Here is a 21,264-nt window from a genome sequence, read left to right on the forward strand (position 1 = left end):
CAGGCCAAGACCGCCACCCTCGCCCTCACCTTCTCCGGCGTCCAGCGCGCCGCCGCCACCCGCTGACCCCCACGCGACCCGGACACCCGAGGAGCTGAGATGACCGCGATCCCGATGCCCGCCCCCGGGGCAGCCCACCCGCTGCGACCGGTCGCCACGCGCCCCGCGACGGGGTTCCTGGGCCGCTGGTCGGTGCGGCTGCTGGTGGCCACCGCGGTCACCGCCTCCGCCGTCCTGGTCGCCGGCACCACCGCCGCGAGCGCCGCGTTCTCCGACTCCGCGGCCCTGCCGGCGATGACCGTCGGCACCGGCGCCGTCGCGCCGGCCACCAACGTGCGGGTCGATGTCTCCTGCGTCACCACGACGACGGTGGTCCAGCTGACGTACACGGTCTACGGCTGGGGCGCCCAGCTGACCGGCTACTCGGCGTGGTCGTCCACGGCCAGCGCGAAGAGCAACGTCGAGAGCGACGTGACGGTGCGGGAGGACGGCCCCAGGGGCAACCAGTACACGACGACCCGTACGACCAAGGACACCGAGCTCTACGCCTCGCTCAAGTGGACCCGGAGCGTCTCCCCCCGGGTCACCGGCTACCGGATGACGGCGCACACCGTCGCCGGCGACTTCGACATGGGCGGGACCGGCCCGAACGCCACCGAGATGACCGCGCGGTACGACGCGGACGTCGTCGACTTGGGTGCGACGCTCACGATCGACACGGTCACCGACTACGGCTGGATCGGCACCTCGAAGGCGAGCAACACCGTCAAGTGCTGACCTCGCCACCACGGCTCGATGCTGTTCCGCCGCACTCCCACACCCGACCGTGTGCGCCGATGCGCGGTTCGAGTGCCTCGAACTGTGCATCCCCGCACACGGTCGCTCGGGACACGTGTGTCGGCGGGCAAGGGGTGCGCCGGACCGGTCACTCGCTGGGCGGCTGCTCGCTGCCGTCGCCGATGGTCGCCACCGCGCGGGCCGCGTCGGGCCCCTCGTCGAGCAGCACCCGGAAGCCGTCGTCGTCCAGGATCGGCGCCTTGACCTGCACCGCCTTGTCGTACTTGCTGCCCGGGTCGGCGCCGACGACCACGAACCCGGTCTTCTTGCTCACCGAGCCGGTCACCTTGCCACCGCGCTCCTGGATGGCCGCGATGGCCTGGTCGCGGCTGAGGTCGCGCAGCGAGCCGGTGACGACGACGGTCATGCCGGTCAGCGGACCCGGCCCGGCGTCCTCCCCCTCGTCGGCCATCCGCACCCCGGCCGCCCGCCACTTCTCGACGACCCCGCGGTGCCAGTCGACGGCGAACCACTCCGTGACCGACCGGGCGATCGTCGGCCCCACCCCGTCGGCGGCGGCCAGCTCCTCCTCGGACGCCTCGGCGATCCGGTCGAGCGAGCGGAAGTCGCGGGCCAGCGCCTGGGCAGCGGTCGGGCCGACGTGCCGGATGGACAGCGCGACCAGCACCCGCCACAGCGGGACGTCCTTGCGGATCTGCAGGTTGGCCAGCAGCTTGCCCCCGTTCGCCGACAGGGTGCCGTCCTTCCTGGTGAAGAACGCCGTGCGCTCGAGCTTCTCGGCGTCGAGGGAGAACAGGTCGCCCTCGTCCTGCAGCAGGCCGCTCTGCAGCAGCGCGATCGCGGCCTCGTACCCGAGGTTCTCGATGTCGAAGGCGCCGCGACCGGCCACGTGGAAGACCCGCTCCCGCAGCTGGGCGGGGCAGGAGCGGGCGTTCGGGCAGCGGATGTCGGCGTCGCCCTCCTTCTCGTGCCGCAGCTCCGTGCCGCACTCCGGGCAGTGCGTGGGCATCTCGAACTCGCGCTCGTCGCCGGTGCGCGCGGCCACCACCGGTCCGAGCACCTCGGGGATCACGTCGCCGGCCTTGCGGATGACCACGGTGTCGCCGATGAGCACGCCCTTGCGCTTGACCTCGCTGGCGTTGTGCAGCGTGGCCAGCTGCACCGTCGACCCGGCCACCTTCACCGGCTCCATGTACGCGAAGGGCGTCACCCGCCCGGTCCGCCCCACGTTGACCCGGATGTCGAGGAGCTTGGTGGTGGCCTCCTCCGGCGGGTACTTGAAAGCGATCGCCCAGCGCGGCGCCCGCGACGTCGAGCCCAGCCGGCGCTGCAGCGCGACCTGGTCGACCTTGACCACCACGCCGTCGATCTCGTGCTCCACCGAGTGCCGCTGCTCGCGGTAGCGCTCGATGTAGGCCCACACGCCCTCGAGGTCGTCGACCACCTCGAAGCGGTCGCTGACCGGCAGCCCGAGCTCGCGCAACCGCGTGTAGGCCTCCGACTGCCGCTCCGGGCTGATCCCCTCGCGCGCGCCGAGCCCGTGCACGACCAGCCGCAGCGGCCGGGAGGCGGTGACCCGCGCGTCCTTCTGCCGGAGCGAGCCGGCGGCGGCGTTGCGGGGGTTGGCGAACGGCGGCTTGCCGTCGGCCACCTGCCCGGCGTTGACCTCGGCGAACGCCTCGACCGGGAAGTAGATCTCGCCGCGCACCTCGAGCAGCGGTGGGACGTCGTCCCCGCCGAGCTGCGGTGGGACGTCGTCCATCGTGCGCACGTTCGCGGTGACGTCCTCGCCCGTGACGCCGTCCCCCCGGGTGGCCGCGCGCACCAGCCGGCCGCGCTCGTACACCAGGTCCACGGCCACGCCGTCGACCTTCAGCTCGCACAGGTAGGCCGCCGCCGAGCCGACCTCGCGCTCGATCCGGCCTGCCCACGCCGACAGCTCGTCGCTGGAGAACGCGTTGTCCAGGCTCTGCATCCGCTCCAGGTGCCGGACCGGGGCGAAGGTGGCGGTGAAGCCCCCGTTGACCTTCTGGCTCGGCGAGTCCGGCGTGACCAGGGCCGGGTGCGCGGCCTCGATCGCCGTGAGCTCGCCCATGAGCTCGTCGTACTGCCCGTCGCTGACCAGCGGCGCGTCCTGCACGTAGTAGGCGAACGCGTACCGGTCGAGCTCCTCGGACAGGTCGCGGTGCCGGGTGCGCGCGTCGTCGGGGACCTCGGTGAGGTCCTCCCGCTCGGTCGGGGCCTCGACCTGGGGCTCGTCCAGCTCGGCGTCGGTGGTCACGGCGGAACGGTATCCGGCGGGTCCGACGGGGAACGCCGCCGCCGCGACGGTCACCCGGTCGGGGCGACCCCGGCCGGTGGGCGCTCCACGGAGCGGTTCCGGCGCCGGGGCGGGCGGACCTCGACCAGCGAGAAGAGCCCCAGGACCGCGGCGAGCACGCCGAACCCGACCCGCCCGTCCCCGACCTGCACCCAGGCCACCACGAACAGCGCGAGGGCGGACACGCCGTTGCCGACCCGGTAGCCGACGGGCCGCTCCCGGCCCAGGCGCGCCCAGCGGTCGACCCAGCTGCCGCTCCCCGGAGCCGGGGCGTAGTCACCGCGGACGGCGGCGCGCATGCCGCCGGCGATCCCCCGGCCCTCCACCCGCTCGGCACCGGAGACCTCCCGGCCGGCCAGCAGGTCGGGCACCTGCTCCGGCAGTCCCAGCACGGCGACGAGGCGGTCCAGCACCTCGGCCGGCGAGCCCGGGTCGGCCAGCACCGCGGTCAGCTCGTCCACGGGCCGGCCGGTCTCCCGCGCGAGCACCGCCGGGTCGCCGGGCGCGACCCCCCAGCGGTGCCGGTCGAGCTCCCGGCCCCCGCGGTAGAGCACGTACTCCAGGTCGGCGTGGGTCAGCCGCAGCACCAGTGCGGTCGTCCGCAGGCCGGCGGCGGCACCGAACTGCAGCGCCCGCTCCTCGGCCGGTCGCGCCCCGTCGGGGACGACGGCCGTCCACTCCGCGCCGGCCACGAGGGACACCTCGTCCCGCGAGGTGCCGACGGCCTCGCGGACGCGGTGCACGGGGGCCTGCACCAGCAGGACGCCGTCCCGGTCGCGCAGCTCGTCGTCGTCCACCTGCAGCTCCGCCGGGACCGCGGCCCGGACGAGTCGCACCGCCTCGGCGCCGTCCCGCCAGTCGGCCGCCGCGAGCGGCACGCCGGTGCCGTCCCGGCCGACGAGGTCCCACCCGTCCGCCGCGGAGCGCACCAGGCCGACCGCGTCGGCCCAGCGGACGGTGAGCAGGCGCCCGTCCCCCAGGTCCGCGCTGACGCCCTCGTCGCCCACGAGGAGCACCGCACCGCGCGGCGCTCCTCGACGCCGGGCGGCGCGGAACGCCCGCCCGGTCACCCGGTCGGCCGACCACTCGGGCAGCCGGGGCAGGCCCGGCGGCGGCTCGGTGCCCTGGGCGACCCCCAGGACGGCGGCGTCGCGCAGGGCGGCCGCCGCCGCCCGCACCTCCCCGGCGTCCAGCCGCTCGACCTCGGCCCGCAGCTCCTCCCCCGTGGCGACGGGCACACCGGTGACCCGCCCGCAGGCGCTCGCCCGTGCCGCGGCGGCGTCGGACCGCGGGTCGTCGAGGTACTCGGCCACCAGGGCCCGCTCGTGCTCCAGCTCGGCCGGCAGCGGACCCTCGTCGGCCAGCCGCTGCACCTCGCGCCAGAGCAGGCGGGCCACCACGGCGGTCTCCCCCGGCCGCGCGTCCGAGGACAGGACGACGACCCGGCGGTGGACGTCCAGCGGCACCTGCTCGACCCCGACGGCGTAGGCGACGCCGCGGCGGGAGCGCAGCTCCTCCTCCACGCGTGCCCGCAGGACCTCCGTGGTGGCCACGAGCGCCGGACTCCTCGGGACCTCGGCGGCCAGTGCGACCCGGTCCTCGAGGGCGAACTCGGTCCAGGCGGGCGTGCGCAGGTCCCGGCGCAGGTGGGGGGCGCGCTGCGGTGCCGGCCCGGCGGTCAGCGGCAGGGAGAGTCCCTCGGGCACCGGTCCGGCCAGCCACAGGGCGGCGTTCCCGGCGACGAACCACCGGCGCGCCCAGGCCCGGACGTCGTCGGCGGTCAGCGAGCGCAGGGCCGGCTCGCGCACTGACGCCAGCCCCGGGCCGGTCGCACCGAACAGCTCGCCGAGGAGGACGGCCGCGTCGGGAGCGGCGGCGAGACCGCCCTCGCTGCGCAGCACGTCGGCGTCGACGGCGAGCCGGTCGGTGGGCAGGTCGGCCAGCGCGGTGCACACCGCCTGCAGGAAGCCGGCGACCCGGTCGGGCGCACCGGTGGCCGTGAACTCGGTGAGGGTGACGTCGACCGACGCGTTGCACTGGGTCGTCGTCCGCCCGAGGGCGCCCATCGCCAGGTGCTCGACCAGGTGGGTGATGCCGCCGTGGACGACGTCCTCGTCGCGGCGGCCGACGCCGAACACCAGCCCGGCCGCCAGCGGCGGCGGGCCGTCGGCCACGAACACGGGGATCCCGTCGATGGTGAGCTCGCGCACCGCGGCAGCGTAGGGCCCGGGGCGTCACCGAGTGCGCACACACGCTCACTCATCGCTCGTCCGAGGGGTCACTCGGGGAGCAGGTACCTCGCGGCCTCGCGCACGTGGGTCATCGCCCGGCGCGCGTAGCCCGGCGTCGCGCCGGCGAGACCGCAGGACGGCGTGAGGGTGACCGCCCCGTGCAGCCGGTCGGCGGGGAAGCCGAGTTCCCGCCACCACGCCTGCACCCGCGACGCGGTCGCCCTCGGCGCGGGCAGCGCGGTGTCGGTACCCGGGACCACCCCCGGGAACAGGTGGGTGCCGGCCTCGACGGCCGTGCCCAGGGCGTCGAGGTCCTGGACCAGCCCGAGGTCGAAGGAGACCGCGTCAGCGCCGGCCGAGCGGACCAGCTCCAGCGGCGCCCGGTCGGCGCAGCAGTGCACCAGCACAGGCCCGGGTAGCGCGCCGACGACCGCGGCGAGCTCCTGCTCCACCACCGGCGCCTCCACGGCGGTCAGCTTGCCGAACCCGCTCGCGGTGGGCAGCGCGCCGAGGAGGACGGCGGGCAGCGAGGGCTCGTCCAGCTGGACGACCAGCTGTGCCCCGGGCACCCGCGCGGCGACGGCGGCGACGTGCGCGGTCAGGCCCTCGGCGAGCGACTGGGCCAGGTCGCGCCGGGCCCCGGGGTCGACGACGGCGCGGTCGCCGCGCGCGCGCTCGAGGCCGGCGGCCAGCGTCCACGGCCCGGCCGCCTGCACCTTGAACGGACCGGTGTAGCCCCCGGCCACGTCGTGGAGCGCGTCGAGGTCGCGGGCCAGCAGCTCCTCGGCGCGGCGCTGGTCGACACCCGGTCGCGGGACCAGCCGCCAGCCGGCCGGCGTCAGGTCGACGGCGAGGTCGACCAGGAGCGCGGCGCTGCGCCCCACCAGGTCCGCGCCGGCCCCGCGGCCGGGCAGCTCCGGCAGGTGGGCGAAGTCGGGCAGCTCGCCGGTGACCACGCGCAGCGCCTCGACCGGGTCGGCGCCGGGCAGCGAGCCCACGCCGGTGGCCGGGCCCCACGACGGGCGCGGGGGCGCCGGCTCCACCTCGGGGGACGGTCCGGTCGGTGGGGTCACAGCGGCGACGGTAGCCCGCGCCCGGCTCCGTCCAGGGCCGGCCCCGTCCCGCGGCTCGCCGCGAGCCTGGCAACGTACTGGAACGGCCACCCTTCAGGGTCCCGCGCCGAGCGTGCGAGGCGTGGGGGGAAGGGTGGTCCTTGCTCAGGCGGTGGCGAGGACCGTGCCCTGCCCGAGCACCAGGTCGCCCCGCTCGGCGTCCGGGGCATAGAGCACCGCGGACTGCCCCGGGGCGACCCCGCGCTGCGGCGGGTCGAGCAGCAGCCGCAGCCCGCCGTCGTCCCCGGCGGTGACCTCGCACGGCACCGGGGTGCCGTGCGCGCGCAGCTGCACCTCGGCGCGGAGCGGCAGCGAGGGGACGGCGCCGGTCCAGGTCGGGCGCGCGGTGCGCACCTCGGCCACCCCGGCCAGGTCGGCGGTGCCGACGGTCACGGTGCGGCTGACCGGCTCGATGCCCAGCACGTAGCGCGGCCGGGAGTCCCCGACCGCCACACCCAGCCCGCGGCGCTGGCCGACGGTGAAGCCGTAGGCGCCGGCGTGCTCCCCGACGACGGCGCCGGTGGCCGCGTCGACGACCGGGCCCGGCTGCTCGCCGAGCCGGCGGGTGAGGAAGCCGCGGGTGTCGCCGTCGGGGATGAAGCAGATGTCGTGCGAGTCGGCCTTGGTGGCCACCGCGAAGCCCCGCTCGGCGGCGATCCCGCGCACCCGCTGCTTGGTCATCGACCCGAGCGGGAAGACCGCGCCGGCGAGCTGACCAGCGGTGAGCACGGCGAGCACGTAGGACTGGTCCTTGGCCGCGTCGACCGAACGCCGCAGCTCGCCGTCCACCAGCCGGGCGTGGTGCCCGGTGACGACCGCGTCGAAGCCGAGCGCCTGCGCCCGGTCCAGCACCGCGGAGAACTTGATCCTCTCGTTGCAGCGCAGGCACGGGTTGGGCGTGCGACCGGCGGCGTACTCGGCGACGAAGTCCTCGACGACGTCCTCGGTGAAGCGCTCGGCGAGGTCCCAGACGTAGAACGGGATGCCGAGCTCGTCGGCGACCCGTCGGGCGTCGTGCGCGTCCTCGACGCTGCAGCACCCGCGGGCGCCGCTGCGCAGCGCCTGCCGGTCCGGCGAGAGCGCCAGGTGGACGCCGGTGACGTCGTGCCCGGCGTCCACGGCCAGCGCCGCGGCGACGGCCGAGTCCACTCCCCCGCTCATCGCGGCCAGGACACGCATCAGCGCCGTCCCATCCCGGCACGGCGCGCCCGCTCGACCACGGGACCGATCACGTCGAGGACCGCGTCGACGTCGGCGTCGGTCGAGGTGTGCCCGAGGCTGAACCGCAGCGAGCTGCGCGCCCGGTCGGGGTCGGCGCCGGTGGCCAGCAGCACGTGGCTCGGCCGCGCGACGCCGGCGCTGCAGGCCGACCCGGTGGAGCACTCCACGCCGCGGGCGTCGAGCAGCATCAGCAGGGCGTCGCCCTCCGCCCCCGGGAAGGACAGGTGGGCGTTGCCCGGCAGCCGCCCGGGCCCGCCGGCGACGACGTCGTCCAGGCGGGCGCCGTTGAGCTGCGCGTCGGGGACCTGCGCCACCACGCCGGCGACCAGCCGGTCGCGCAGCACGGCCAGCCGGTCCGCGCGGTCCTCCCGCTCGGCGACGGCGACGGTCGTGGCCACCCGCAGCCCGACGATCGCGGCCACGTCCAGCGTGCCGGAGCGGACGTCGCGCTCCTGGCCCCCGCCGTGCAGCAGCGGCGCGCACTCGGTCTCGCGGCGCAGCAGCAGCACGCCGGCGCCCATCGGACCGCCGAGCTTGTGCCCGGTCATGGTCAGCGCGTCGACCCCGCTGGCGGCGAAGTCGACCGGCACCTGCCCGACGGCCTGGACGGCGTCGGTGTGCAGCGGGACGCCGACCGCGTGCGCCACCTCCGCCAGGGCCGCCAGGTCGCTGACCGTGCCGATCTCGTTGTTCGCCCACATGACGCTGGCCAGCGCGACGTCCGCACCGTCGCCCAGCGCCTCGGCCAGCGCCTCGGGCGTCACCCGGCCGGTCGGCTCGACGGGCAGCCAGGTGACGTCGGCGCCGTCGTGCTTGGCCAGCCACTCGACGCTGTCGAGCACCGCGTGGTGCTCCGCGGGGCTGACCACGATCCGCCGGCGCCGGGAGTCGCTGTCGCGCCGGGCCCAGTACAGGCCCTTGACGGCGAGGTTGTCGCTCTCGGTGCCGCCGCCGGTGAACAGCACCTCCGACGGGCGGGCGCCCAGCGCCTCGGCCAGCCGCTCGCGCGACTGCTCGGCGACCCGGCGGGCGGCGCGGCCGCTGGCGTGCAGCGAGGAGGCGTTGCCCACCCGGCCCAGCTGCTCGGTCATCGCAGCGAGCACCTCGGGCAGCACCGGGGTGGTCGCCGCGTGGTCGAGGTACGTCATGACGTGGCCAGGGTAGTCGCGGGCGCGCCGGCCCCCGCCGGTCCGGCCGGGACGCCGGCCCGCGGGGCCACCACGGCGCCCAGGACGGCGAGCGCGGCGAGCACGACGGCCGCGGCGACCACCGCGCCGGCCAGGGGCAGCAGGCCGGCCGCCACCGCGGCGACGAGCACCCCGACCAGCCCGACGCACAGCGCCGCGGCGGTGACGTCCGCGATCTGGAACGCCGACGAGTCCGCGCCGCGCCGGTGCTCCGGCGACTGCTCGAGCAGGAGCACCCCGACGCTCGGCATGCCCAGCCCCATGCCCAGCCCGGCCACCGCCCAGGTGGGGTACGCCGCCCAGCCGCCGAGCCCGGGGTGGGCGACCAGCGCGCTGCCCGCCACGCCGACGGCGAGCAGGACGAAGCCGGCACGCAGCAGGCGGGCCCGGGAGACCCCGGGGTACCGGCCCTGCAGGTGCGCGGCGGCCGCCCAGCCGAACGCACCGGCGGTCAGCGGGAACCCGGCAGCCGCGGGACCCGCGCCGTGCAGCTGGGTCAGCGCCAGCGGCAGCAGCACGTCCATCCCGAAGAACGCCCCGGCCAGCAGCCCGCGGGAGGCGATGACGGCGGGCAGCCCGGCCCGGACCCGGACGACGCCCCGCGGCAGCAGCCGCCGCAGGCCCGCCGCCAGCGCGACGAGGCCGACCGCGGCGATCGCCGGGGAGAGCCGGTCCAGCCGCTGGCCGGCGACCTGCAGGGCCGCGGTGCCGAGCCCGGCCACCAGCGCCCACCCCGGACGGGCCAGACGGCCGCGGGACCGGGCCGCGGGCTGCGCCGGCTGCTGGGCGCGCAACGCGGGCAGCACGAGGACCGGGCTGAGCGCGGCCAGCGGCAGCAGGCCGAGGAACACCCACCGCCAGCCAGCGTGGGTCGTCACCAGTCCGGCGACCAGCGGCCCGACCAGCGCGGGCAGCACCCACGCCGCGGAGATCGCACCGAACAGCCGCGGCCGCAGCCGCGCCTCGTAGGCCTGCCCGGCGACCACGTACAGCGAGACGGCGACCAGCCCGCCGCCGAGGCCCTGCAGCGCGCGGGCGGCGACGAACGGCGCCATGCTGCCGGCGAGCCCCGCGGCCAGCAGTCCGGCGCCGAAGAGCCCGACGCCGAGCACGAGCGGCGTCCGTGGGCCCTGCCGGTCGCCGACGTCGCCGCCGACGACCATCCCCACCACCGAGGCGACCAGGTACGCGCTGAACGACCAGCCGTACCAGGCCAGCCCGTCCAGCTCGGCGACCACCGTGGGCATCGCCGTCCCCACGGCCATCGCCTCGAAGGCGACCAGGGTGACCAGCAGGAGCAGCCCGGTGGTCGGCAGCCGGTGCCGCCGGTCGAGGAGGCCGCCCACGGGCTCCCCGGTCGGCTCGCTCACAGGGAGTCCGAACGCCCCACGGGGTGCTCCATTCCCGCTCCGGGTCCCTTCCCGACCCGGGACGCACGTCGGGCGCCGACCCCGGCCGGGGTCGGCGCCCGACGCTGCGCCCTGGCACGGCCCCGTCCCGGGCCCCTGGGCGCGCGGAGGACGGGGTCCTCGGTCAGCCCCTGCGCGCGGTGATGGCCTCGGTGGCCTGCGGGACGACGGTGTTCAGGTCGCCCACGACGCCGAAGTCGGCGAGCTCGAAGATCGGCGCCTCGGGGTCCTTGTTCACCGCGACGATCGTCTTCGAGGTCTGCATGCCGGCCCGGTGCTGGATGGCCCCGGAGATGCCGACGGCGATGTAGAGCTGCGGGCTGACGGTCTTGCCGGTCTGCCCCACCTGGAAGGTGTGCGGGTAGTAGCCGGAGTCGACCGCGGCACGGGAGGCACCGACCGCCGCACCGAGGGAGTCCGCGAGGCCCTCGATGAGGGAGAAGTTCTCCGCCGAGGCCACGCCACGGCCACCGGACACGACGATCGAGGCCTCGGTCAGCTCCGGCCGCGAGGACTTCTGCTCCACCACCCGGTCCACCACCCGGGTGGCCCTCGCGGCGTCGGACAGCTGCACCGCCACCTGCTCCTCCTCGGCCGCGCCGGGGGCGGGCTCGGGGGTGACCGAGTTGCCGCGGACGGTGTAGATGGGGGTGCCGACGGTGACCTTGGAGTGCACGATCGTCGCCCCGGCGAAGGCGACCTGGGTCGCGGTGCCGTCACCGGCGATCTCGGTGACGTCGGTGAGGAAGCCGCTGCCGGTCTTGATGGCCAGCCGGCCGGCGATCTCCTTGCCCTCCGGCGAGGAGGGGATCACCACGGCCGCGGGCTGCTTGTCGGACACCAGCTGCGCGAGCACCTCGGCCTTGGGGGCGACCAGGAACTGCTCGACCTCCTCGGACTCGGCGACGTAGACCTTCGCCGCGCCGTACTCGGCCAGCTGCGCCGTGGCGGCGGCGGCCGAGCCGGGGCCGCCCACGACGACCGCGGCGGGCTCACCCAGCGCGCGGGCGGCGGTCAGCGCCTCCAGCGTGGTCTTGCGGACCCCCTCGCCGGTGGGGTTCAGCTCGACGAGGACCAGGACCTCTGCCATGACTGCTCAGTCTCCTTCTGCGCTTCGATCCGGGTCAGACGATCTTCTGGCCGGCCAGGAAGTCGACGAGCTTGCTGGCGCCGTCGCCCTCGTCGGTGACCTTCACCCCGGCGCCCTTGGGCGGGCGGCCGGCGAACTCGAGCACCTGGCTGGTGGCCATCGCCAGGCCCACGGTGGCCGGGTCGATGCCCAGGTCGGCCAGCGACAGCTTGGTCACCGGCTTCTTCTTGGCCGCCATGATCCCCTTGAAGGAGGGGTAGCGCGGCTCGTTGATGGTGTCCCAGGTGGACACGATCGCCGGCAGCGGCGCCTCCAGCGCCCAGTAGCCGCCGTCGGTCTGCCGCTCGACCCGCGCCATCCCGCCCTCGACGGTGAGCTTGCGCGCCCCCGACAGCAGCGGCAGGTTCAGCCGCTCGGCCAGCAGCGCCGGCATCACCGCCAGCTGGCCGTCGGTGGACTCCGCACCGCAGAGCACGATGTCGAAGCTCAGCTGCTGCAGCGCCGCGGCCAGGATCGCCGACGTCTGCGGCGCACACGCGCCGTGGATGGCGCCGTCCACCACGTGCACGGCCTTGTCCGCGCCCATCGACAGCGCCTTGCGGATCGCGTCGGCGGCCGACTCCGGGCCGACGGTCAGCACGGTGACCTCGCCGCCGTGGGCCTCCTTGAGCAGGAGCGCCTCCTCGATGGCGTACTCGTCGATCTCGTTGACGACGTTGTCCGCGCTCCCCCGGGCGACGGTGTTGTCCGCCGGGTCCAGGGAGCGCTCGCTCCCCGAGTCCGGGACCTGCTTGACCAGAACGACGATGTCCATCGTCAGACCCACCTCCACGTCTGAGGGGCCGCGGGCCGGCGCCCGCCTGCTCCGATGTTCCAGGTTACCGGCCGGTAACGGGTGGCCTGCCCGGGCTCCGAGGTGACCCGGGTCACCCTGGCGATCAGCGCCCGGTGAAGGTCGCCTTGCCGGGGCCGCTCTCCAGGAACGACCGCATGCCGGTCGCCTGGTCCTCGGTGTCGAACAGCTCGGCGAACAGCCGGCTCTCCAGGACCAGCCCCTCGTGGAGCGGCAGGTCCAGGCCCTCGTCGATCGCCTTCTTGGCCGCGGCCAGCGCCAGGGGCGGGCCGGCCGCGAACTTGCGCGCCATGGCCACGGCGGTCCCGTACACCTCGGCGTCGGGGACGACGGCGTCCGCCAGCCCGATCTCCAGCGCCTCCTCGGCGCCGACGTGCCGGCCGGTGAAGACCAGGTCCTTGGCCTTGGCCGGGCCGACCAGCCGGGCCAGCCGCTGCGTGCCGCCCGCGCCGGGGATGACGCCGAGCAGGATCTCCGGCTGGCCGATCCTGGCGCCGGCGCCCATGACCCGGAAGTCGGCGCACAGCGCCAGCTCGTAGCCGCCACCCAGCGCGTAGCCGGTGATCGCGGCGATCACCGGCTTGGGGACCTGCTGCACGGCGGTGAAGGAGTCGGTCAGCTCCCGGCCCCAGGCCACCATGCTGCTGCCGTCGAGCTGCGACATCGCCTTGATGTCGGCGCCGGCGGCGAACACCCGCTCCCCGCCGTAGACCACGACAGCGCGCACGTCCTCGCGCTCCCCGGCCTCCAGGGCCGCGGCGCGCACCTCCAGGTGCAGCTGCTCGTCGATCGCGTTCATCTTCGGCCGGTCCAGGCGGATGGTCCCCACCCCGTCCTCGACCTGCAGCGTCACGAACTCCGGCTGTGCCACGGGGACCTCCTGGCGGTGGACGACGTCGTCGCCCGCACCCTAGCCAGCAGCACCGCGCCGGCCTCGGGGCGGCTCAGGGGGCGGCGACCGGCGGGAAGACGTGCAGCCGGTGGTCCTCGGGCACCGCGGCGTCGGTGGCGACGACGAGCTCGGGCTCGCCGCGGGCGGCCTCCAGGGAGTCGACCAGGTCGCCGCAGCGCTGCGGCGACGGCACGCGGTACCCGTTGCCCGTGACCACCCAGACCGCCGATCCGGCGCCGGCGCGTTGCAGCAGGTCGGCCGCGACGGCCGCCGACGGGGTGCCGGCGACGCGGTCGGCGTAGTCGGTCCAGTCCACCCGGTCCGCGGGACCCAGGTCCGGGTACACGACCAGGTCCAGACCGCGCTCCGGCGGGACGAGGCGGGCCACCGACGGGCCCAGCTGGTCGGGGCAGAAGACGACCACGTCCCCCGGCGCGGCGTCCCCCAGGGCGCGGGCCACCTCTCCGGCCTGGGTGCGCGGTGCGGTCAGCTGCGGCAGCGCGGTGGCCAGTCCGAGTCCGGCGACCACCAGCAGCCCGGCGGCGCGCGTCCCGGTGCCCGGCAGCGCGGCCAGGCCCAGGGCGGCGAGGGCGAGGAAGGGCAGCACCGCGACGCTGGTGTAGCGACCGGCGACCGCGGTGCCCGTCAGCACGCTGACCGCACCGGCCACGAGCAGGGTCCCCGCCGACAGCGCCAGCAGGACCAGCCGCGACGGGCGCGGGCGCAGCGACAGCAGCAGGGTGCGCTCGCCGGGACGCCGGGGCGCGGCCGCGGCCAGCAGACCGACCGCGGCGAGCAGCACCAGCGCCGTCCCCAGGGCGTGGGCACGCAGCTCGAACCCGCCCCGCCAGGCCTCGAGGGCGATCGGCAGGGCGTCGAAGCCGGCCGCCTCCGCCCACGGCGTGCCGGTACGGGTGAGCTGCACCAGGAAGGACGGCAGCCAGGGCGCGAACAGCAGGACCCCCACCCCCAGCCCGGCCAGCACCCGCAGCGCCGGCCCGCGGCGGGCGGGCAGCGCCGCCAGCGCGAGCAGCCCGGCCGCCGCCACCAGGTGGGCGGCCCAGACGTGGGTGAGCAGCAGGGCACCGGTGACCGCGCCGAGGCCGAGGACCGGCCCGGCGCCGGGACGGCGCAGCACCGCGGCGCCCGCGGCGACGCCGAGGACGGTCAGCAGCACCAGCAGCGCGTACATCCGGCTCTCGCTGGCGTAGCGGACCAGGAACGGCGAGGTCGCCAGCAGCACGACCAGCGCGACCGCGGCCCGGCGGCCGGCCAGCCGGCGGGTGACGTGCCACGCCAGCGGCAGGGTGGCCACGCTGATGAGCGCGGACAGCGCCCGGACGGCGGTGGCGCTGGTGCCGAACACCGCCGTCCAGCCGTGCAGGAGCAGGTAGTACAGCGGCGGTGAGCCGTCCTGCTCCAGGGCGGCGAGGAGCTCGGGCAGCGGCAGCCGGGCGATGGCCACGCTCTGCGCCTCGTCGAGCCACAGCTCCGGCGGCGCGACGAACCGGGCGACCACCCCGGCGGCGACGCAGGCGGCCAGCACGGCGGCCAGCCACGCGACCGGCCAGGGCTGGGCGGGGCGCTCGCCGAGCCGGGTCCAGGCCGCGGACCGGCCGGTCGGGGCCCGGCGCGCCGGCGCGTCCCGGAGGGTGGGCGGCGCGTCCCCCGCGCTAGGCGGCACGCGGCCGGCGCGGCAGGACGGGGGCCGCCCGTCCGGTGCCGCTGCGCGCCGTCCCGTCGTCCGTGCCGGACGCGGGGTCCGTCCCGCCCTCGTGGTAGTCCTCCTCCACGTTGACCGCCCAGACGTCGTGCCCGGTCCCGGACACGATGTTCTCGACCGTCAGCATCGCGGTCACCATCGAGTGGTCCTGGTTGTTGTACTTGTGCATGCCGTTGCGCCCGACGGGGTGCACGTTGGGCACCGCCTCGGCCAGCCACGCCCGGATGACCTCGACCCGCTCGTCGTAGCCGGAGTCGTAGACCGGGTAGGCCTTCGACATCCGGACGACGAAGCCGCGCTCGACCCGGTCGGCGTCGACCAGGCCGAGCTGCTCCAGCTCCCGGGTCGCGAGCTCCACCAGGGCGTCGTCGTCGGTCTCCCAGGTCTCGTCGCCCTCGTCGACGAAGTACTCCAGACCCAGGCACGTCCGGCCGTCCTTGACCAGGAAGGGCGACCAGCTCCCGAAGTTTTGGATCCGCCCCACCCGCACCTCCGGGGAGTGGATGTAGATCCAGTTGTCCGGGAACCCGGCCTCCTCGGGGACGACGAGGGCCACGGTGAGGAAGTCGCGGTGGGACAGGCCACGGGCGGCCTCCTGCACCGGCTCCGGCGCGGGCGGGTCCATCGCGAGCACCAGCTCGGGCAACGGCATCGAGGAGATGACGTGGTCGGCCGGGATGCGCCGGTCGGGCTCGGCGACGTGCGGGCCGGGGGTGGCCGTGCGCGCGCTGACCGCGACCGCGCCGGCCCCGTCGCGGTGGACGGCGGTGACGCGGGTGTCCATGTGCACGGTCGCGCCGGCGTCGAGGACCTTCTCCACCGTCCGCTCCCACATCAGGCCGGGGCCGGTGCGGGGGTACTGGAACCGGTCGATCAGCGTGGTGATGTCGGTCCGACCCGCCTGGGGCCGCAGCGCGTGCAGCACCGCCCGCCACAGGTCGAGGTCCTTGATCCGCTGGGCGGCCCAGTCGGCCTGGATCTCGGTGGCCGGGACGCCCCACACCTTCTCGGTGTAGGTCTTGAAGAAGATCTCGTAGAGCCGGCGACCGAACCGGGCGGACACCCAGCCCTCGAAGTGGCTCTGGTCGCGCGGCGGTCGCACCCGGGCGACGACGTAGGACAGCAGGCAGCGCACCGCCTCGACCGGGCCCAGGCCGCGCAGCGCGTTGACCGGCTTGAGCGGGTAGTCGAACAGCTGCCCGGCGTAGTGGATGCGGGACAACCGGGGCCGGGAGAGGAACTCGTCGTCCCGGAGCATCCGGTGCCACCAGCGCTCCACCGCGGGCACCTTGGTGAAGAAGCGGTGCCCGCCGATGTCGAAGCGCCACCCGTCCCGCTCCACCGTGCGGCTGATGCCACCGACGACGGAGTCGGCCTCGAGGACCGTCACGGGCACGTCCCGCTCGGTGAGCTCGAAGGCAGCGGTGAGGCCCGCGGGCCCCGCTCCGACGACGACGGTCGAACCGGTCTGCGGCTGTGGCTGGCGCACGCGTCCTCCGACACTCCCCGGCTCGTCCGGGACCTGGGTCGCCCTGCCTCTGCTCGGCCATGGCTCCGGTCGCCCTACCCCGGTCGTCTGCGACCGGAACGTGGCCCACGTCGCTACGCCGGGCCGGGACCACCCCGGGCAGTCTGACCGGACGGGGGGTCCGGGCGCCACAGCACCGCGAGTCCCGACGGCGACGTGGCGACCGGTGAGTAGTGGGCCGCCAGCTCGGCGGTGGCCGCGCGGGCCCGCGCCGATCCCCGCACGCCCGCGTCGGCCCGCTGCAGGCCGAGGACGACGACCGCGTCGAGGTCGCCGCGCACCGCGGGCAGGTCGACGGCCGGCGGGATGCGCTCCAGACCGTGCAGGTCCGGGTGGGGGTCCAGCCGCCCCCGCAGGGACGGCGACCCGACGAAGCGCACCTGGAAGTAGTCGTGCACCGCCTCGTAGTGGCCGAGGTCGACGCCGCCGGCGCGCACCGCCAGCCGGCTCGACTCGTGCCGCAGCGGGTCGGGCGACCCGGGCCCGGCCGAGGCTGTGGAGCGGTCGTACTGCAGGACGGCGACCGTCGAACCCGGCGGGATCCGCTCGGCCAGGGCCAGCAGCTCGGCGACCTCGCCGGCCGCCGCCGCCTGGGCCGGCAGCCGGGACAGCGCCAGGGCCGAGCCGGCGGCGACGAGCAGCACGGTCGCGGCCGCGGCCACCCGCGGGCCGGGCACGCGGCTGGCCGCCCACAGCACCAGCAGCAGCGGCGGGAACCAGGCCAGCCGGGCGGCGAGGAAGCCGAAGTCCTCGCCGAGGCGGTCCGGGGTCAGCCAGTAGACCGCCGTCACCCCGGTCAGCAGCAGCCCGAGCGCGACCCGCTCGGCCCGCAGCGGCGCGCCGCCGCGCACCCGGCGCAGCGCCGCGGCGGCCAGGACCACGAGCAGGGCGGCGGTGGCCAGGGCCGGCAGCCGCTCGTCGCCCCAGCCGGTGACCAGCGGCCGCGCCCCGGTCAGCAGCTCCCCGAGCCGCTCCGGGGAGGGCGTCGGCTCGCCCTCGGCCGGCGGCCCCTCCCCCGTGGCGAGGTAGCCGGCGGTCAGCGCCGCCGAGGGCAGGACCGCCAGCAGCACGGGCAGCCCGTGTCCGCGGACGGCGGCGGCGACCGGTCGTCCGCTGCGGACGGCTGCGCCCGCACGGACGGCGGCCAGCACCAGCACGCCGCCCGCGGCGAACACCCAGGGCAGCAGGTGCGCGCTCCAGGTCAGCACCAGCAGCCCGGCCAGCCCCGCCGCCGCGGCCACCGGCCACCCGTCCCGCCGGCGCAGCGCGACGGCGAGGACCAGCAGCGCCCCGGTCACTCCCAGCACGAAGTTGTAGAACCCGTAGGCGACCAGGTGGCTGCCGGCGAGCGGCAGGGCGGCGGCGGCGAGGCACCACGCCCGCCGGTCCAGGGCGCGCACCGCGCAGGCCAGCGCCGCGACCAGCCCGAGGACCAGCCCCGCCACGAGGAGCTTCTCCGCGCCGTCCGGCCCCGCCAGCGGCAGCAGCCCGGCCAGCAGCAGGGTGGCGAGCATGTTGGGCACCGGCGTGAGGTCGGTGCGGTAGTGCTCGCGCAGCACCGCGCCGGTGGGGTCGTCGGCCCCGTGTCCCAGCAGCACCCAGGCCCCGGCGACGTGCGCGGGACCGTCCTGGCTGAGCACCGTCGGGAACAGCACCAACGGCAGCAGCTGGACGACGACGCCGAGGGCCAGCGCCGCCCCGGCCACGACCCCCGGCGCACCGGGGCGGCGGCGCGAGCGGGTCGGCACCGAGGCGACGCCGGACGGCCCCGTCCCGGGCACGCCGAGGGCGGGGAGGACGGGGTCCTGCCTCAGGCCGCCCGGCGGGCGGTCCAGCGCCCACCGGAGCGCTGCACGGAGAGCGCCAGCCCGAAGGTCTCCGACAGCGCCTCCTGCCCCACCACCTGCTCCAGCGGCCCGGCGGTCACGACCTGCCCACCGCGCAGCAGCAGCGCGTGGGTGTAGCCGGGCGGGATCTCCTCGACGTGGTGGGTGACCAGCACCTGCGCCGGTGCGGCGGGGTCGCCGGCGAGCGCGGTCAGCCGGGCGACCAGGTCCTCCCGGCCGCCGAGGTCCAGGCCTGCACCCGGCTCGTCGAGCAGCAGCAGCTCGGGGTCGGGCATGAGCGCCCGCGCGATCTGCACCCGCTTGCGCTCGCCCTCGCTCAGCGTGCCGAAGGCGCGGTGCGCCATCGCCGTCACGCCCCACTGCTGCATGAGCACCGCCGCGCGGGTCAGGTCGTGGACGTCGTAGCGCTCCCGACCCCGGCCGACCACCGCGTAGCCGGCGGACAGGACGACGTCCCCGGTCCGCTCCCGGGCCTCGATGCGCTGGGCCAGTGCCGCGCTGGTCAGCCCGATGCGCGGCCGCAGCTCGAACACGTCGACCGCGCCCATGGTCTCCCCGAGCAGCGTGACGGCCCCGCGGGTCGGGTGCAGGTGCGCCGAGGCCAGCTGCAGCAGCGTCGTCTTGCCGGCGCCGTTGGGGCCCAGGACCACCCAGCGCTCGTCGGCGTGGACCGTCCAGTCGACGCCGCGGAGCAGGCGGGTCTCCCCCCGGACGACGTCCACACCGCGCACCTCGACGACCGGATCGCTCGACACGACCCCATCCAACCAACCAGCACCGCACCCGCGCCGCTGCGACGCCGGATCGTCCGGTGGTGTCAGGATCCCTGCCGTGCGCAGCAGACCCGGAGAGTACGAGGTGTGGCCCGGCTCCCCCGCGCCCCTGGGCGCTTCCTGGGACGGCATCGGCACCAACTTCGCGCTCTGGTCGGCCGGGGCGCACGCGGTCGACCTGTGCCTGTTCGACGAGGACGGCACCGAGCACCGCCACCGGTTGCGGGAGAACACCCACCAGGTGTGGCACGGCCGGCTGCCCGGCGTCGGTCCCGGCCAGCGCTACGGCTACCGGGTGCACGGCGGCTGGGACCCAGCCTCCGGACAGCGGCACAACCCGGCCAAGCTGCTGCTGGACCCCTACGCCCGCGCCGTCGACGGCGACCAGTCCCTGCACCCGGCGCTGTTCGGCTTCCGGTACGAGGGCGGCGAGGGCCCCGACCCGCGCGACTCCGCGCCGTACGTGCCGCGCGGGGTCGTGGTGCACGACCCGTTCCCGTGGGACGGCGACCGGCCGCCGGCCACCCCGTGGTCGGACACCGTCGTCTACGAGGTGCACGTCAAGGGCGCCACGATGCGCCACCCCGAGGTCCCGCCGGCACTGCGCGGCACCTACGCGGGCCTGGCCCACCCCGCCTTCGTCGAGCACCTGCGGTCCCTGGGCGTCACCGCCGTCGAGCTGCTCCCGGTGCACCACTTCGTCAGCGAGCCGCACCTGCTGCGCCGCGGCCTGACCAACTACTGGGGCTACAACACCCTCGGCTTCTTCGCCCCGCACGCGGCCTACAGCTCGTCGGGCACCGCCGGGCAGCAGGTCACCGAGTTCAAGGCGATGGTCAAGTCGCTGCACGCGGCGGGCATCGAGGTCGTCCTCGACGTCGTCTACAACCACACCGCGGAGGGCGACCACACCGGCCCGACCCTGTCGTTCAAGGGCATCGACAACGGCGGCTACTACCGGCTGCGCGGGGAGGACCCGAGCCGCTACCAGGACTACACCGGCTGCGGCAACACCCTCGACGTCCGCCGTCCCCAGGTGCTGGCGCTGCTCATGGACTCGCTGCGCTACTGGGTCACCGAGATGCACGTCGACGGCTTCCGGTTCGACCTCGCCTCGGCGCTGGCCCGCTCGCTGCACGACGTCGACCGGCTCTCGGCCTTCTTCGACGTCGTCCACCAGGACCCGGTGGTCAGCCGCGTGAAGCTCATCGCCGAGCCGTGGGACGTCGGCCCCGGCGGCTACCAGGTCGGCAACTTCCCGCCGCCGTGGACGGAGTGGAACGGCAAGTACCGCGACACCGTCCGCGACGTGTGGTCCGGCGCGCGGGTGGGCGTGCGCGACCTGGCCTACCGGCTCACCGGCTCGTCGGACCTCTACCGCTCCGACGGCCGGCGGCCCTTCGCCAGCATCAACTTCGTGACCGCCCACGACGGCTTCACCCTCGCCGACCTGGTCGCTTTCGAGCGCAAGCGCAACGAGGCCAACGGCGAGGACAACCGGGACGGCGAGAGCCACAACCGCAACTGGAACGGCGGCGTCGAGGGGGCCACCGACGACCCGGAGGTGTGCGCGCTGCGGGCGCGCCAGGTGCGCAACCACCTGGCCACGCTGCTGCTGTCCACCGGCGTCCCGATGCTCACGGCCGGCGACGAGCTCGGCCGCACCCAGCAAGGCAACAACAACGCCTACTGCCAGGACAACGAGATCTCCTGGCTGGACTGGGAGCGGGTCGACGAGGAGCTGCGCGCCTTCGTCGCCCGGCTGCTGCGGCTGCGCCGGGAGTCCCCGGTGCTGCGCCAGGAGGCGTTCTTCGAGGGCCACGAGCTGCCCGACACCGGCGGCACCCGCGACGTGGCCTGGTTCGCCCCGGACGGCGCGCAGCTGGACACCGCCGACTGGTTCGACACCGCGCTGCAGACGGTCGGGATGTACCTCGACGGCCGCGGCATCCGGCACCGCGACGAGCGCGGCCGCCCGGTGCAGGACGACTCCTACCTCGTGCAGCTGCACGCCGGCGCGGAGCCGGTGACGGTGCACCTGCCCGGCGCGCCGTGGGCGGACGGCTACGAGTTCGCCGTCTCCACCGAGTGGCCGACCGGCGCGCCGCCGCAGCCGGCCGTGGTCGCGCCCGGACCGATCGAGGTGCCCGCCCGCTGCGTCTGGCTGCTCCGGGTGCTCCGCCGTCCCTGACGGGGTGACCGCCGACTCCCGCGCGGTTCCTGCCGGTCTCGCGCTGGTGCAACGGCGCGAGAGCGGCAGGACCGGCGCCGGAGTGCTCC

General features: G+C 76.0%; 15 protein-coding genes. 2 read left to right on the forward strand and 13 right to left on the reverse strand.

The features are described from left to right. Positions 1–99 precede the first annotated feature (99 nt). Positions 100–777: a hypothetical protein gene (locus tag BLR12_RS15715; protein WP_091380098.1), complete on the forward strand. Its 678-nt coding sequence runs from the start codon at positions 100–102 to the stop codon at positions 775–777. A gap of 148 nt (positions 778–925) precedes the next feature. Here BLR12_RS15715 and ligA read toward each other — a convergent pair whose 3' ends face one another. The 13 genes from ligA to BLR12_RS15780 all read right to left on the reverse strand — a co-directional run bounded on the left by ligA (position 926) and on the right by BLR12_RS15780 (position 18,966). Beyond that, positions 926–3,079 carry an NAD-dependent DNA ligase LigA gene (gene ligA, locus BLR12_RS15720; RefSeq protein ID WP_091381184.1) on the reverse strand — a complete coding sequence of 718 codons (2,154 nt, stop codon included), beginning with the start codon at positions 3,077–3,079 and terminating at the stop codon, positions 926–928. Positions 3,080–3,129: 50 nt separating this feature from the next. Next, on the reverse strand, positions 3,130–5,328 hold the full coding sequence (locus BLR12_RS15725) for an insulinase family protein (protein WP_091380100.1): 2,199 nt from the start codon (positions 5,326–5,328) through the stop codon (positions 3,130–3,132). 68 nt (positions 5,329–5,396) lie between these two features. Further along, entirely contained in the window at positions 5,397–6,422 is a 1,026-nt protein-coding gene (locus BLR12_RS15730; RefSeq protein ID WP_218120700.1) for a methionine synthase, read from the reverse strand. Between the two features lie 144 nt (positions 6,423–6,566). After that, the gene (gene mnmA / locus BLR12_RS15735; RefSeq protein ID WP_091380104.1) at positions 6,567–7,640 is read right to left on the reverse strand and encodes a tRNA 2-thiouridine(34) synthase MnmA; all 1,074 of its coding nucleotides are present in this window, start codon (positions 7,638–7,640) and stop codon (positions 6,567–6,569) included. Next, a complete protein-coding gene (locus BLR12_RS15740) occupies positions 7,640–8,830 on the reverse strand; it encodes a cysteine desulfurase family protein (RefSeq protein WP_091380107.1) in 1,191 nt (396 codons plus the stop codon). The genes mnmA and BLR12_RS15740 overlap by 1 nt, the downstream gene beginning before the upstream one ends. Then, the gene (locus BLR12_RS15745) at positions 8,827–10,239 is read right to left on the reverse strand and encodes an MFS transporter (protein ID WP_255363543.1); all 1,413 of its coding nucleotides are present in this window, start codon (positions 10,237–10,239) and stop codon (positions 8,827–8,829) included. The genes BLR12_RS15740 and BLR12_RS15745 overlap by 4 nt, the downstream gene beginning before the upstream one ends. A 163-nt stretch (positions 10,240–10,402) precedes the next feature. Further along, the gene (locus BLR12_RS15750; RefSeq protein ID WP_091380110.1) at positions 10,403–11,368 is read right to left on the reverse strand and encodes an electron transfer flavoprotein subunit alpha/FixB family protein; all 966 of its coding nucleotides are present in this window, start codon (positions 11,366–11,368) and stop codon (positions 10,403–10,405) included. 34 nt (positions 11,369–11,402) lie between these two features. Continuing rightward, complete coding sequence (locus tag BLR12_RS15755; RefSeq protein ID WP_091380114.1) at positions 11,403–12,182, reverse strand: electron transfer flavoprotein subunit beta/FixA family protein; 780 nt, start codon at positions 12,180–12,182, stop codon at positions 11,403–11,405. Positions 12,183–12,306: 124 nt separating this feature from the next. Continuing rightward, positions 12,307–13,092 (reverse strand): enoyl-CoA hydratase/isomerase family protein, encoded by a 786-nt coding sequence (locus tag BLR12_RS15760; RefSeq protein ID WP_091380117.1) that lies wholly within the window; start codon positions 13,090–13,092, stop codon positions 12,307–12,309. Positions 13,093–13,165: 73 nt separating this feature from the next. Further along, positions 13,166–14,797 (reverse strand): glycosyltransferase family 39 protein, encoded by a 1,632-nt coding sequence (locus BLR12_RS15765; protein WP_091380119.1) that lies wholly within the window; start codon positions 14,795–14,797, stop codon positions 13,166–13,168. After that, positions 14,787–16,325 carry an NAD(P)/FAD-dependent oxidoreductase gene (locus BLR12_RS15770; protein ID WP_091380122.1) on the reverse strand — a complete coding sequence of 513 codons (1,539 nt, stop codon included), beginning with the start codon at positions 16,323–16,325 and terminating at the stop codon, positions 14,787–14,789. The genes BLR12_RS15765 and BLR12_RS15770 overlap by 11 nt, the downstream gene beginning before the upstream one ends. Before the next feature lie 113 nt (positions 16,326–16,438). Beyond that, entirely contained in the window at positions 16,439–18,112 is a 1,674-nt protein-coding gene (locus tag BLR12_RS15775; RefSeq protein WP_143018793.1) for a hypothetical protein, read from the reverse strand. A gap of 62 nt (positions 18,113–18,174) precedes the next feature. Continuing rightward, complete coding sequence (locus tag BLR12_RS15780) at positions 18,175–18,966, reverse strand: ABC transporter ATP-binding protein (RefSeq protein ID WP_255363544.1); 792 nt, start codon at positions 18,964–18,966, stop codon at positions 18,175–18,177. Between the two features lie 76 nt (positions 18,967–19,042). Here BLR12_RS15780 and glgX point away from each other — a divergent pair, with 76 nt between their 5' ends. Next, a complete protein-coding gene (gene glgX, locus BLR12_RS15785) occupies positions 19,043–21,175 on the forward strand; it encodes a glycogen debranching protein GlgX (RefSeq protein WP_091380126.1) in 2,133 nt (710 codons plus the stop codon). Positions 21,176–21,264 lie beyond the last annotated feature (89 nt).

The sequence above is a fragment of the Geodermatophilus sp. DSM 45219 genome (genome assembly GCF_900104025.1).
Classification (GTDB): Bacteria; Actinomycetota; Actinomycetes; order Mycobacteriales; family Geodermatophilaceae; genus Geodermatophilus.

Bases quoted from the DNA above. Each gene is read 5' to 3' on its own strand.
- BLR12_RS15755 (WP_091380114.1), bottom strand. From the start codon at position 12,182: ATGGACATCGTCGTTCTGGTCAAGCAGGTCCCGGACTCGGGGAGCGAG.
- BLR12_RS15715 (WP_091380098.1), top strand. From the start codon at position 100: ATGACCGCGATCCCGATGCCCGCCCCCGGGGCAGCCCACCCGCTGCGA.
- BLR12_RS15750 (WP_091380110.1), bottom strand. From the start codon at position 11,368: ATGGCAGAGGTCCTGGTCCTCGTCGAGCTGAACCCCACCGGCGAGGGG.
- mnmA (WP_091380104.1), bottom strand. From the start codon at position 7,640: ATGCGTGTCCTGGCCGCGATGAGCGGGGGAGTGGACTCGGCCGTCGCC.
- BLR12_RS15740 (WP_091380107.1), bottom strand. From the start codon at position 8,830: ATGACGTACCTCGACCACGCGGCGACCACCCCGGTGCTGCCCGAGGTG.